General features: G+C 72.5%; 9 protein-coding genes. 6 read left to right on the top strand and 3 right to left on the bottom strand.

The window, feature by feature from the left end; all coding sequences use genetic code 11:
- Positions 1-63 precede the first annotated feature (63 nt).
- Entirely contained in the window at positions 64-441 is a 378-nt protein-coding gene (locus STRVI_RS40970; protein ID WP_014061449.1) for an STAS domain-containing protein, read from the top strand.
- A 62-nt stretch (positions 442-503) separates the two neighbouring features.
- Here STRVI_RS40970 and STRVI_RS40965 read toward each other — a convergent pair whose 3' ends face one another.
- The 3 genes from STRVI_RS40965 to STRVI_RS40950 form a co-directional block, all read right to left on the bottom strand.
- Positions 504-1,868: a sensor histidine kinase gene (locus STRVI_RS40965; protein ID WP_014061448.1), complete on the bottom strand. Its 1,365-nt coding sequence runs from the start codon at positions 1,866-1,868 to the stop codon at positions 504-506.
- Positions 1,865-2,533 (bottom strand): response regulator, encoded by a 669-nt coding sequence (locus tag STRVI_RS40955; RefSeq protein ID WP_043237379.1) that lies wholly within the window; start codon positions 2,531-2,533, stop codon positions 1,865-1,867. The genes STRVI_RS40965 and STRVI_RS40955 overlap by 4 nt, the downstream gene beginning before the upstream one ends.
- 488 nt (positions 2,534-3,021) lie before the next feature.
- Positions 3,022-4,482 carry a helix-turn-helix domain-containing protein gene (locus tag STRVI_RS40950; protein WP_014061446.1) on the bottom strand — a complete coding sequence of 487 codons (1,461 nt, stop codon included), beginning with the start codon at positions 4,480-4,482 and terminating at the stop codon, positions 3,022-3,024.
- 67 nt (positions 4,483-4,549) lie between these two features.
- Between STRVI_RS40950 and STRVI_RS40945 the strand changes: the two genes are divergently transcribed.
- The 5 genes from STRVI_RS40945 (at position 4,550) to STRVI_RS40925 (ending at position 13,234) form a co-directional block, all read left to right on the top strand.
- A complete protein-coding gene (locus tag STRVI_RS40945) occupies positions 4,550-5,908 on the top strand; it encodes an alpha/beta fold hydrolase (RefSeq protein WP_014061445.1) in 1,359 nt (452 codons plus the stop codon).
- 151 nt (positions 5,909-6,059) lie between these two features.
- Positions 6,060-7,445 carry a M64 family metallopeptidase gene (locus tag STRVI_RS40940; protein WP_014061444.1) on the top strand — a complete coding sequence of 462 codons (1,386 nt, stop codon included), beginning with the start codon at positions 6,060-6,062 and terminating at the stop codon, positions 7,443-7,445.
- A gap of 465 nt (positions 7,446-7,910) precedes the next feature.
- Positions 7,911-9,623: a serine/threonine-protein kinase gene (locus tag STRVI_RS40935; protein ID WP_014061443.1), complete on the top strand. Its 1,713-nt coding sequence runs from the start codon at positions 7,911-7,913 to the stop codon at positions 9,621-9,623.
- A gap of 87 nt (positions 9,624-9,710) precedes the next feature.
- Positions 9,711-11,534, top strand: coding sequence for a serine/threonine-protein kinase (locus tag STRVI_RS40930; protein ID WP_014061442.1), 1,824 nt, complete (start codon positions 9,711-9,713; stop codon positions 11,532-11,534).
- Between the two features lie 89 nt (positions 11,535-11,623).
- Positions 11,624-13,234: a succinic semialdehyde dehydrogenase gene (locus tag STRVI_RS40925; RefSeq protein ID WP_014061441.1), complete on the top strand. Its 1,611-nt coding sequence runs from the start codon at positions 11,624-11,626 to the stop codon at positions 13,232-13,234.
- Positions 13,235-13,350: the final 116 nt, after the last annotated feature.

The raw sequence follows: 13,350 nt of genomic DNA, 5'->3' as shown, positions 1-13,350 counted from the left end.
CCGTGAACAGCAAATTCCGGTTAGGGGCGAGCGAAGGGCTTCGGGCGCGTGACGTTGAAGGTGATGGAGGACCGGCGGGGGGAGTGGGTCGTTCTCCAGGTCTCGGGAGAGATGGACCTGGTGACCTCGCCCGCAGTCCGGCAGCACATCCACGACGCGGTCGCCGAGGGCCGCCACTGGCTGGTTCTGGACCTCTCGGAGGTCCGCTTCTGCGACTCCAGCGGGGTCGGCGTACTGATTGCGGCGCGTCGGCTGATGCGGTCGTGCTCGGGGCGGCTGCGGCTGATCCTGCCGCCGCAGGACGCCGCGCACGGTTCGCATGTGCATCGAGTGCTGGCGGCTCTGGGGGTGCGGCGGCTGTTCGACGTCTACCCCGACCTGGGGGCGGCCACGGAGCTGGACGGGGACGACGAGGAGGCGGCCGACCCGCTGTCCGCCTAGGGGCGTTCGCCCGCCCAGGGGTGCTCGTCCGCCTCCCCGTCCGAGGGTTGTTCGTGGCCCGCTCATGCCGTTCCCGTGACGCGCGGGGTCTTGGGGAAGTCGGCCCGTACGACGAAGCCGCCCTCCTCCGTGGGCCCTGCCTCCAGCGTGCCGCCCAGGAGTTGTGCGCGCTCCCGCAGCCCGACCAGACCGTGACCGCCGCCCGGCAGTCCCGGGGCCACGGCGGAGGCGTCGGGCGGGCCGTTGCGCACCTCGACCCGCAGGCCCCGTGTCTCCTCCGCTTTCCGAGCCGCCTCTTGAGCCGCGCCTTTGGCCTCTTGAGCCGCGCCTTTGGCCTGTTGAGCCGCGTCCTTAGCCGCCTCCGCGTCGTTCACCCGTACCGTCACCCGCGCTCCCGGCGCGTGCTTGCGGACGTTGGTCAGCGCCTCCTGGACGGTGCGGAAGGCGGCCCGTTCCACCGCCTCCGGATGGCCCGGGCGCCCCGTCGCGTCGTCCGTCTCGAAGCTGACGTTCAGCGCGCTGAGTTCGATCAGCCGGGGCAGATCCGCCAGCCGGGGCTGAGGGGTCAGCTCCTCGTGGTCGCCGCCCGCCGCGCGCAAAATGCCGACCATATGGCGGAGTTCGTCCAGGGTGCGTACGGACAGCTCGCGGATCGTCCGCGCGCCCTCCCGCGCCTTCGCGTCCTCGGCGCTGATCTGCACCGCCCCGGCCTGCAGGCTGATGAGGCTGACCTGATGGGCGACCACGTCGTGCATCTCGCGGGCGAGCCGGGCGCGTTCGGTGGACAGCACCTGCTCGGCGATCAGCTCGTCCGCATGGCGGCGGCTGCGGGTCAGATCCTCGATCCGGGCGGCGAGTTCACCGCGCGTACGCACCAGAAGGCCCAGCGCGATGGGCCCCACCGAGGTCACGCACGCGTCGATGAGCGTGAGGGTGTTCTCCCGGTACGCGGTCGGCTCGAAGTCGGAGACCGGCCAGGGGATGAAGTGCGCGGCGGCCAGCAGCAGCGCGGAGATCCCCAGCAGCCGGCGGTTGGGACGGAGCAGGGCCACCGTGTAGAGGGCGATCATCGGCGCGAACCAGACGTAGCCGATGAGGATTCCCGGCAGCGTGATCAGGAAGACCAGTGCGGGCAGCCGTCGGCGCACCAGCAGCGCGCCCGCCGCCGCCAGCGAGACGTTGAGTTCCAGCCCGAAGGTGACGCCGTTGACGAGCAGCGCGTCGGCCACCGCGAGGAGGACGGGGACGATCAGCGACCCCCAGCGCATGACCCGGCGCGGCGGTCGCCACCGGCCGGCGGAGACGGACGGCGGCGAGGCGACGGCGGAGGCAGGCGCGGGCGACGACGCCGGGGAGGCGCCCGGCGCGCCCGGCGTGCCCGGCGTGCCCGGGGACGAACTGTGGGGCGGCAGCGGGGAGACGGTCATCGGGCGCCGCCTATCGGCGGCCGGCTCGTGACGAGCCCGGCGCGGTCGGCGACGATCGCGGCCTGGACGCGGTTGAGCCCGCCCAGCTTGCCGAGCACCGCCCGCACATGGTCCTTGACGGTGCTGGGCGCCAGCCCCATCCGCTCGGCGATCTGGGGGTTGGCCAGCCCCTCGCCCAGCAGCGCCAGCACCTCGCGTTCGCGCGGGGTGAGCGCCTCGACGGCCTCGGCGGCCGTGGCCTCCGCCTCGGCGGCGAGATAGCCGCCGATCACGGCGCGGGTGACGGCCGGGTCGAGGACGCTGCCGCCCTCGGCGAGGGTGCGCACGGCCCGTACGAGCTGTTCCGGATCGGTGTCCTTGAGGAGGAAGCCCGCGGCTCCGGCGCGCAGCGCGGCCGCGAGGTACTCCTGGACGTCGAAGGTGGTCAGCATGGCCACGGCGGGGGAGCGGGGCGCGGCCCGCAACTGTCTCAGTACGGTGAGCCCGTCGGCGTCCGGCATCCGGATGTCGAGGAGAACCACATCGGCCTTGCTGCCCAGCACCGTGGCCACCGCGGAGGCTCCGGAACATTCCGCCACCACGTCGATGTCCGGGGCCGTGCCCAGGATCAGTCGCAGACCGGATCGTACGAGCGCTTCGTCGTCCACAACAGCAACACGAATCACCGGCCGCTCCCTCTCCTCAGCTGTCATGCCCATTGCCCGGACAGCCTGCCTCATCGGAGAGCGAATATGGAGTGGTTGGCTCCGTCAGTGGGCGGGAACACCCCCGCCGACCGGCGGGGGTGACGGACGCCCAATGGTGGATTTCCCCGGCGGCTCCGACGAGGCAGAGTGGATCTCAAGCCGCATCACCCCGTGGGGTCGTCCCGAAACCCCAGCCCCGCGAACGCGCCGGAGTGCCTCCCGATGCGCGGTCGGCGGAACGGCAGGCGGAGTGTTGCCGCGGTCAGGCCGCCGCGACCCCCACACGCGGCGGCCTGAGTCGTCTCTCCGACCGCCCGTCATGTGGTGCGCCCCGACCAGGCGCCCCACCGGCGACCCGGGCGCCGGTCGTCCGACCGGTGGCCCAGGCGCCGCCCGGCCCCCCGAGAAGGTACGGGGAGGGGCCGGGTCGGGCGGTCGGTGGGGGCGGGGAGGGGCCGATGGACGCCTCACATGGGGGGCTCGGCGGGGGCCGGGCCCAGGGTGGTGGTGCCGGGCGCGGCGCGGTGGCCGAGCCCGGTGCGGTAGGCGTCCATCGCGGCCTCCAGGCGGCCCTCCCGGCGCAGCAGGTCGCCCAGCAGCCGGCACAGGTCGGCCAGGTCACCGGCCGCTCCGGTGCGTTCGAGCAGGGACAGCGCCGCGCAGTAGTGCTCCTCCGCGGCCTCGGCGTCGCCCCGTTCGTCCGCGATCAGGCCCAGCAGCCGGTGTGCGCCGCCCGCGTGGACCGCGCCGCGGTCCGCGGTCAGCCCGACCTCGTCCGCCGCGGCCTCCGGCTCTCCGGGCGCGTCCGCGGCCCCCTCGGCGGGGGTGCGGGCCAGCAGTGGCAGCAATAGGGCTTCCGCGTCGGCCGTACGGCCGCGTCGGCGCAGCACGTCCGCCAGCTCAACCTCGACCTGCACGGTGAACAGGGCGGCCCGCTTGGAGGCCAGCATGTCCCGGGCGGTGCGCAGTTCGCGCTCGGCGCGCTCCAGATTGCCGTCCTGGGCGTGCACATAGCCGCGCATCCAGTGGCAGTGCGCCAGGTCGGTGTGGATGCGCAGTTGCTCGTACAGCTCCTGCGCCTTGGCCAGGGAGGCGTCGGCCTCGGCGGTGCGCCCCTCGGCGATCAGGGTGCGGGCCACCCCGCGGTGCATCCGGGCGATGAGCCCCGGGTCGTCCACGCTCGGGGCCAGCGCGAGCGCCAGCTCGGCGGCGCGTACGGCACGGGCGTGCGCCCCCATGTCCATATAGGGCGCGATGGCCGCCGTATAGAGCAGCAGCAGTGCGTACGGATCGTGCAGCCCGGAGGCGTTGAGCTCGTCGATGGCGCTCTCCAGCAGATAGCAGGAGTAGCGCAGTTCGCCCGCGAGAAGATGGGCCACGGCCCGGCCGCGGATCGCGGGGATCCGGCGGGGCAGCGGCTCACCGGCGAGCAGCCGCTCCACGGCCTCGAAGTGGTCGCGGGCGACGGTGAGGTCACCGGTCTCCAGCGCGCAGTCGCCGAGCCCCAGCAGGGCCGCTCCCCGCTCCTCGGCGAACCCGAGCCGCTCCGCCTCGTCGCGCACCTGCTCGAAGAGCTCGGCGGCGTCCTCGGCGGCGCCGGTCGCCAGGGCCCGGCGGGCGTCGGTGACGGCGGCGCGCAGCCGCGTGGCGTCACGGGGTGAGCGGCCGGTGGTCAGCTCCTCGTAGCTGATGCCGAGGCGGTCCGCGAGATGGCGCAGCGCGGCCTCGGAGGGGCGCACCTTCCCGGCCTCGAGGGTGGAGACATAGGCGGCGGTGTAGGCGGGTTCGGCCAGCTGCCGCTGGGTGAAGCCGCGTGCCGTACGGAGTCTGAGAACCCGGCGCCCTATCTCGGTGGTCGACTCCGCCCCCGCGGCCGCCCCCGTCACCGTTCCCGCCGTCCGTCCGTCACCGGCGCTTCTGTCGGCCACCGTGCCCTCTTCTCCCCGGCGGTAGCTTAAGCACCGGGCTAAGTTCATTTAACGTGAGGATTGAAGGATGCAGCAGGCAAGCACAGCGGTACCGGCCGGGCCGGGCGCCGTGACGACCGTCCGTCAGCCGGAACTGCTCCTCGCCGACTATCACTTCGACGTACCGCTCGACCATAAGGCTCCCGAGGGCGAGCTGATCCGGCTTTACGCGCGAGAGGTCGTCGCCGCGGAGAAAACTGGTGCCGAGCGTGACCGGCTCCCCTGGCTGGTCTACCTCCAGGGCGGGCCCGGCTGCGGCGCGGACCGTCCGGTGGGCCGTTACGGCTGGCTGGACCGCGCGCTCGACGAATACCGCGTGCTCCTCCTCGACCAGCGCGGAACCGGCCGCTCCACCCCGGCCAACCGCCAGACCCTGCCGCTGCGCGGCGGCCCCGCGGAACAGGCCGAGTACCTCTCCCATTTCCGCGCCGACGCGATCGTCCGCGACTGCGAGCTGATCCGGCGCCGGCTCATCGGGGACCGCCCGTGGACCGTCCTCGGCCAGAGCTTCGGCGGCTTCTGCGCCCTGACCTATCTGTCCCATGCGCCCGAGGGGCTCGACGCGGTCCTGATAGCCGGCGGACTGCCCGCGATCGACCCCGACACCGACGTGGACGCCGTCTACCGGGCCGCCTACCCGCGGATGGAACGCAAGATCCTCGCCCACTACGCCCGCTATCCGCGTGACGCCGCCATCGTCCGTGACCTCGTGCGGCATCTGACCGACCACGAGGAGGTCCTGACGGACGGGACCCGGCTCACCGTTCCCGCCCTCCAGCAGCTCGGCTTCCTGCTGGGCACCGGCGACGGATCGCACCGGCTGCACTACCTCCTGGAGGACGCGTTCGTCCCCACCGCCGACGGGCCGCGGCTGGGCGACGCCTTCCGGGAGCAGGTGGCGGCGGTGCTCTCCCGCGCCGCCACCCCGCTGTACAGCCTCCTGCTGGAGTCCACCTACGCCCAGGACGGCCGGGCCACGAACTGGTCCGCGGAGCGGGTCCGCGCCGAATTCCCCGCCTTCGACGCCGGTAAGGCGGTCACGGAGGACCGTCCGGTGCTCCTTACGGGCGAGACGGTGCACCCCTGGATGCTGGACACCCACGCCGCGCTGCGTCCGCTGCGCCGCACCGCCGAGCTGCTCGCCGAGCGCACCGGCTGGGGCCCGCTGTACGACACCGAGCGGCTGGCCCGTAACACCGTGCCGGTGGCCGCCGTGATCTACCACGACGACCTCTACGTGGACACGGCGCACTCCCTGGCCACCGCCCGGGCGATCCGGGGCGTGCGCACCTGGGTGACGGACGAGTTCGAGCACGACGGGATCCGGGCCGGAGGCCGCCGGGTGCTGGACCGGCTGCTGCGCCTGGCGCGTGACGAGAGGGGATGACGAGTGGTGATGGCCCCACATGGTTGTGCGGTGCCCGGTTTCCTAGCCACTTCCCTAATTACCATTGCCCACGACTCCCGGACCCCTTAGGTTGAGCGGCGAATTAATCCTGCTTAACTGGCCGCTTATCGCGAAGACTTCGGGAGTCACCGTGCGCAGACGCATACGGAGCCGCATACGCAGCCGCATCTCCCTGCGCACCGCGGCCGTCGCCGGAGGCATCGCCCTGGCGGCGGCCGCAGCCATGTCCGCGCCGGCCACCGCCTCGGAGGGAGCGGCCGCCTCGCGGGGAGCGGCCGACTCGTCCGCACCGGCTGACGCGGCCTCGTCGCAGCGCACCCTGGACGTGGAGTACTTCACCGGCCCGGGCAGCCACCCCCGCCACACCGAAATCCCGGCGGCCACCCCCGAGCGGCTGAACCGCGCCGCCCGCTCGCTGTCCGCCAAGGAGACCGCCGCCGACGGCAAGGTCGCCTCGGTCATCGACAACGGCACCACGGCCGACAAGCTGGACGTCGTCTTCATCGGCGACGGCTACACCGCGGGCCAGCAGGCCGACTTCCAGGCCGACGCGCGCTCCAAGTGGGACCAGATGTCCGCCGTGGAGCCGTACGCCTCGTACAAGGACCTCTTCAACGTCTGGACCGTGGACGCCGTCTCCAACCAGTCCGGCGTCTCCGGCGACCCGTCCAAGGACGTCGTCAAGGACACCGCCCTCGGCTCGTACTTCTGGTGCGACGACATCGAACGGCTGCTGTGCGTCGACACCGCCAAGGTCGAGTCGTACGCGGCCAAGGCGCCGGAGGCCGACCTCGTGGTCGTCCTGGGCAACTCCACCAAGTACGGCGGCGCGGGCTACACCCTCACCTCGCAGGTCGGCTACGACGGCATCGCCACCGCCTCCTCCGACCACGCCGACTCCGACCAGATCGCGGTCCATGAGACCGGCCACTCGCTCGGCAAGCTGGCCGACGAGTACTTCTACCCGGAGTACGGCACCTACACCGGCGCCGAGCCCGACGAGGGCAACGCCACGAAGCTGACCGCGGACCAGATGACCGCCCAGCAGAAGAAGTGGTACCGCTGGATCGGCCAGACCTCCCCCGACGGTGGCACGGTCGGCGCCTACGAGGGCGGCCGCTACTACCCCAAGGGCATCAACCGGCCCACCGACAACTCGATCATGCGCACCCTGGGGCGGGAGTTCAGCCTCCCCGGCCGCGAGGCGATGATCGCGGGCTTCAACAGCCACGCCAGCGTGCTCAGCAGCCGTACGGCCACCACCACGGACCTCAAGCGGTCGGCGGGCATCAAGGTGAGCGTCCCCAAGAGCGCGTCGCTGAAGTGGTACGTGGACGGGGTTGAGGTCAGCGCCGCGAACGGTAAGACGAGCGTCACCCCGGCCACGCTGGGCGTCCCGGGCGACGGAGCGACCCACACCGTCACCGCGAAGGCGACGGACGGCACGAGTGCGGTGAAGGACCCGGCACTGCGCAAGCTGCTGACCGACTCCCGCACCTGGAAGGTCACGAACTGACCAAGCCCCACCCGGCGCTCCGTCTGTTGCGCCTCCCCTGACTGGCCGCCCCGTGGACCCCCGCCGCGGGGCGGCCCCCTTTTTTGGGGGGCTCGGTTCGCCTCCGGGGCGCAAAAGCCTCCCCCAGCTACCGCTGGGAGGTACCCCCTGTCGACGGTCGACCGTGCTCGGTCGCTCACGCGGCGGAGCCGCAAATCGATTGCAGCCCTCGCTCCCTGTGCGCGTCTCCCTTTCGACAGCGGCGCGCCCCTTCGGCTCGCCCCCAGCTAACGCTGGGAGGCACCCCCGGCCGGAAGACCCAGGGGGCCGGGGGGCGAAGTTACCCGATGGGGGCGGCCGCGGTCCGCCCCTTTAACATCGGCAGGACCTACGTTTCCCTATGCCGCGCCCATGCTCAATCGCCCGTAAGGGCGGCTCCGCGGTCCGGTGTTCGAGGGCTTCGGCGGGGTGAGGCAAGATGAGCCCATGGGTACCGGGGGAGAAGGCCGCCTGATCGCCAACCGCTACCGGTTGGCCACGCGGCTCGGACGCGGCGGAATGGGCACGGTCTGGCGGGCCGTCGACGAGCTTCTGGGCCGTGACGTCGCGGTCAAGGAACTCCATGTGGACGAGGGGCTCACGGCCTTCGACTCGCAGTTGCGCGGCGAGCGCACCCTGCGCGAGGCCCGGACCGTCGCACAGATCAAGCATCCGAACGTGATCGTCCTCCACGATGTGATCGAGGAGGACGAATGCGCCTGGATCGTCATGGAGTTGGTCGACGGGCTCTCGCTCGCCGACCGGCTCAGCACGCACGGCCCCGTCGGGGCGCGTGAGGCGGGGCGGATCGCGGCCGCGCTGCTGGACGCCTTGCGGGCCGCGCACGCACGCGGGGTGCTGCACCGGGACATCAAGCCCGCCAATGTGCTGGTGGAGTCGGGCACCGGGCGGGTCGTGCTGACGGACTTCGGGATCGCGCAGGTCACCGGGTCCACCACGATCACCGAGACCGGCTCGTTCGTGGGCTCGCCCGAATACACCGCGCCGGAGCGGATGTCGGGGCGCCGCACCGGGCCGGAGTCGGACCTGTGGTCGCTCGGGGTGCTGCTCTGCACGCTGGTGCGCGGGGAATCCCCGTTCCATCGCGAGTCCCTGGCCGCGGTGTTGCACGCGGTCGTCTTCGACGAGATCCCCATGCCCGAGGCGGCCGGACCGCTGAAGCCCGTCATCGAGGGGCTGTTGCGGCGGGATCCGGAGGAGCGGCTGAGCGGCGACGAGGTCGAGCGGATGCTGCGGATGGCCCAGGAGGTGGGCGACACCCCGGAGATCCCCCTGGAGTACACCCCGACCCAGCCCAGCGTGCCGATCGGGCCCGACGGCCGGGGCTCATCGGCATGCGTACCCGCTCCCGTGCCCGTTCCCGTCCCTGCCCCCGCCCCGGCAGCCGCGCCCGCCTCTGCCTCCGCCTCCGTCCCGGCGTCCGCCCCGGCCGCCCGGCCCCGTTCCGGTCGTGGCGCGCGCCGCCGTACCGTCCTTACGGCGGCCGCCGCGGTCGTCGCGCTCGCCGGTGTGGCCGCGGGTGTCGTGGCGCTGCTGGACGACGGGGGCGGCGACGGTGGCACGGCGAAGGGCGGGGGTACGAGCCAGAGCGCCGACAAGGGGGGTTCGCGGAGCCCGAGCGCCCCTGAGAAGGCGCCGCAGCGTCCCGTGAAGGACGCCGATTCCACGGCGGGCCCGGAGGCCCGGATCCCCGACGGCTATGAGCTGGTCAAGGACCCGCTCGGCTTCGCGCTCGCCGTGCCCGAGGGGTTCGCCCGCGAGTACAAGGCGCCCCGGGTCTACTACAACTCGCCCGGTATGGAGTTCCGGATCGGGATCCATGTCCAGGAGCAGAGCGCCGAGGGTCCGCTGGGGCTGAGCCGTAAGGCGGACGCCAAGGGCCCGCAGGACTATCCGGGTTACCGCAGTGGCCAGGTCATCGAGACGGAGCACAACAGCCGCCCCGCCGCCCTGTGGGCGTTCATCTGGAACGGCTCGGCCGACGACGGCGGCTCACGGCAGACGTACGACGTGAGCTGGAACGAAAACGGGAAAATGTACGACCTGTGGCTGTCTGCCCCGGTTGGTGAGAAGTCGGTGGGCAAGCAGCATTTCGATACCGCCGCCGCCACGTTCGCGCGCCCCGGCGCGGCGAACTGAACGAGGTCGCAACGGCTTTGTCACGAGCGTCCACGGCGGCCTCGCAGCGGTGGCGGACGGTACCGCACCCTGGGTAATGATGGGCGCATGACGAACGACGGGGGACGGGCGAACGAGCCCACCAGCTACAGCCTGCGGCCGCCGCACGCACCGGCCGCGCCGGTGCCGGCGCCCCAGCCGCCGCCAGAGCCACCCGCGGCACCCGCGGCACCCGAGATACCCGAAGCGCCCGAGGAGGCCCAGCAGTCGGGCCAGTCGGCCGGGGCGGCGGGGTCGTCGCGCGGCGCGTACGAGCCGACGCGGTTCGCCGATCCGCGCAGCGGCTCCCAGCCGCCCGCCGGAGAGCCGCACGCAGTGGAACGGCCCTCCGGACAGCAACCTTCCCCCGGGGCCCAGGACTCGAGCAGCGGGCGGCTCATCGGCGGTCGCTATCAGCTCGTCTCCCGCCTCGGCCACGGCGGTATGGGCACCGTCTGGCGGGCCCATGACCAGATCGTGGACCGCGATGTCGCGGTCAAGGAGCCGCGCGTCCCCGACGATCTCCCCGAGCGCGAGCGGCAGACCGTCTACCAGCGGATGGAGCGCGAGGCGCGCGCCGCGGCCCGGATCGACCACCCCTCCGTCGTCACCGTCCATGACGTGGTGGTCGAGGACGGCCGCCCCTGGATCGTGATGGAGCTGGTGCGTGGCCAGTCGCTGGGCGACCGGCTGATGGAGGGCACGCTGGATCCGCGCGAGGCGGCCCGGATCGGCCTCGCCGTGCTCGGCGCGCTGGCGGCGGCCCATGAGGCGGGCGTGCTGCACCGCGATGTGAAGCCGGACAATGTGCTGCTCGGCCGGAGCGAGCGGGTGGTGCTCACCGACTTCGGCATCGCGCAGATCGAGGGCGAGCAGCGGCTCACCGAGACGGGGGGCTTCGTCGGCTCGCCCGAGTTCATCGCGCCCGAGCGGGTGCTGGGCCGGCGGCCGGGGCCGGAGTCGGACCTGTGGTCGCTCGGCGTCGTGCTGTACGCGGCGGTCGAGGGCATGTCCCCGTTCCGCCGCTCCCACGCCCCCGCGACCCTCCAGGCCGTGCTCGGCTCCGAACCGCAGGTCCCCGCGCGGGCCACCGGGCCGCTCACCACGCTGATCATGCAACTGCTGCGCAAGGACCCGGCGATGCGCCCGGCGGCGCCCGAGGTGCGGCAGGCCCTGGAGGCGGCGGCGCGGGAGCCGCAGTCGGTGCCCACCATGCTCGCGACGGCCGGATTCGCACCGGGCGGCGGGCAGTCCGCCGGCAGCCGCTTCGTCCCGCCGATCCTGCACAAGAACCGTAAGGCGCAGCTCGGATTGGGCGGTCTGGCGCTGGTGGTGGCGGCCGCCGTGGTGCTGGTGGTCATGAAGCCGTTCTCCAGTGAGGGGCTGCCGGCGGGCTGGACGGTCCGGGAGGAGCGCGATGTCGTGGGCGCGTCCCTGGCCGTGCCCGGCGAGTACCGGCGGGTCCAGGACGACAGCGACTCGGACAACCCGCTGGTCGCCTACTACGACCCCAGCGGTGTCTTCACCGTGTCCCTGAGGCGTTCCACACCCGACGGCGAGAGCGACCCCGCGAGCCTCGACGCGGCGGCGCACCAGATCGTCGCGTTCTACAAGGACGGCGGCGGGTCGACGGTCGAGGACGCCACGAGCGAGACGGCCAAGACCGAGCAGCAGGGGAAGGAGGCGCGGGACGTCACCACCTCCTATCTGCCGTATGGCACCAGCAGCAACAAGAACCCCATCCGGTACCAGAAGCGCGATCATCTCTACGTCAACAAGGCCAAGGTCGCGTGGGATCTGACGGTATCCATACCCGCCGACGGCGACGCCCATGAGGAGGGCGAGAAGCTGTACGAGCGGATCGTGCGGAATCTGAAGATCGACAAGCTCTGAGGGAGTTGGGCGGGTCCGCCGGGGGCCGCCGGACGAAAGTTGTTACCGCCGGGTACCCAAAGCCGCCGGGCGGGCCTACTCTCGCCCCCATGACGGACTCGCACATAACGCAGGGCGGCACCGGAAACCCGGTCGCCCCCGAAGGCACCCGCACCGCCGCCGACGTCGTCACTCCCGAGCTGATCACCCGGCTCACCCGGGGCGTCGCCGGCAGCGGCACCACCGTCAGCCACACCCCGTTTACGGGGGACGTCCTCGCCTCCGCCCTGCCCGAGTCCACCCCCGAGGACGTCGCCACCGCGTATGAGAACGCCCGTGCCGCCCAGCGGGCCTGGGCCGCGACCCCGGTCCGCCGGCGCGCCGCCGTCCTCCTGCGCTTCCACGATCTGCTGCTGCGCCGCCAGCCGGAGATCCTGGACCTGATCCAACTGGAGACCGGCAAGACCCGGCTGCACGCCCAGGAGGAGGTCCAGGGCGTCACCATCGTGGCCCGCCATTACGGCCGTAAGGCGCCCGCCTATCTGCGCCCCAAGGGCCATCTGGGCGCGGTGCCCACCCTCACCAAGGTCACCGAACTGCGCCACCCGCGCGGCGTCGTCGGCCTCATAGCCCCCTGGAACTACCCCCTCCAGCTCTCCGTGGGCGATGCGATACCCGCCTTCGTGGCGGGCAACGCCGTGGTGATGAAGCCCGACACCGAGACCGCGCTGTCCGCCCTGTGGGCGCGCGAGCTGATGGTGGAGGCCGGACTGCCGGCCGGGGTGTGGCAGATCGTGATCGGGGACGGCCCGGTGGTCGGCCCCGCCGTGGTCGAGCACGCCGACTACGTCGCGTTCACCGGCTCCACCCGCACCGGCCGCGAGGTGGCCCAGGCCGCCGCCGCCCGCCTGGTGGGCTGCTCCCTCGAACTCGGCGGTAAGAACGCCATGCTGGTGCTGCGCGACGCCGACCTCGCCCGCGCGGTCGACGGCGCGGTGCGCGGCAGCTTCGCCTCCGCCGGGCAGCTCTGCATCTCCATGGAGCGGCTGTACGTCCACGAGTCGATCGCGGACGCCTTCCTGGAGCGCTTCGTGGCCCGTACGAAGGCCATGCGGCTCGGCACCGCCCTCGCGTACGGGGCGGAGATGGGCTCGCTCGTCTCGGAGCGCCAACTGGAGACCGTCACCCGCCATGTGGACGAGGCCGTCTCCAAGGGCGCCACGGTGCTCGCCGGTGGCCGCGCCCGCCCCGACATCGGCCCGTACTTCTACGAGCCGACCATCCTGGACGGCGTGGAGTCCCCGATGGCCGTCTGCGCCGAGGAGACCTTCGGCCCGGTCGTCTCCGTCTACCGCTTCCGCGACGAGGGCGAGGCGATCGAGCGCGCCAACGCCACCGCCTACGGCCTGAACGCCAGCGTCTGGACCAAGGACGCCCGGCGCGGACGCGCGGTCGCCACCCGGCTGCGCGCGGGCACGGTCAACCTCAACGAGAGCTACGCCGCCGCCTTCGGCAGCGTCGCCTCCCCGATGGGCGGCATGGGCGACTCCGGACTCGGCCGCCGCCACGGCTCCGAGGGCATCCTCCGGTTCACCGAGCCGCAGACCGTCGCCCGGCAGCGGCTGATGCCGCTCGGCCCGGCCTTCGGGATGACGGACGAGAAATACGCGGACTTCATGACCCGCAGCCTGCGCGCGCTCAAGGCACTGCGCCTGCGCTGACCAGCACATTTCAATGGAGGTACCAGTGGCAGGGGAGAAGTCTGCCCAAAACCGGCAGCGAGAGCCCGGGCACGACGAGGACTTCGACGCCGTTGACGCCGTCGGCGCGCTCGATG

Source organism: Streptomyces violaceusniger Tu 4113 (genome assembly GCF_000147815.2).
GTDB classification, from domain to species: Bacteria; Actinomycetota; Actinomycetes; order Streptomycetales; family Streptomycetaceae; genus Streptomyces; species Streptomyces violaceusniger_A.
Note: the sequence above shows the minus strand (reverse complement) of the source record. Positions and strands in the feature narration are given on the sequence as shown.

Coding starts and splice junctions, on each gene's coding strand:
- STRVI_RS40935 (WP_014061443.1), top strand. CDS start 7,911: ATGGGTACCGGGGGAGAAGGCCGCCTGATCGCCAACCGCTACCGGTTG.
- STRVI_RS40970 (WP_014061449.1), top strand. CDS start 64: ATGGAGGACCGGCGGGGGGAGTGGGTCGTTCTCCAGGTCTCGGGAGAG.
- STRVI_RS40925 (WP_014061441.1), top strand. CDS start 11,624: ATGACGGACTCGCACATAACGCAGGGCGGCACCGGAAACCCGGTCGCC.
- STRVI_RS40945 (WP_014061445.1), top strand. CDS start 4,550: ATGCAGCAGGCAAGCACAGCGGTACCGGCCGGGCCGGGCGCCGTGACG.
- STRVI_RS40930 (WP_014061442.1), top strand. CDS start 9,711: ATGACGAACGACGGGGGACGGGCGAACGAGCCCACCAGCTACAGCCTG.
- STRVI_RS40965 (WP_014061448.1), bottom strand. CDS start 1,868: ATGACCGTCTCCCCGCTGCCGCCCCACAGTTCGTCCCCGGGCACGCCG.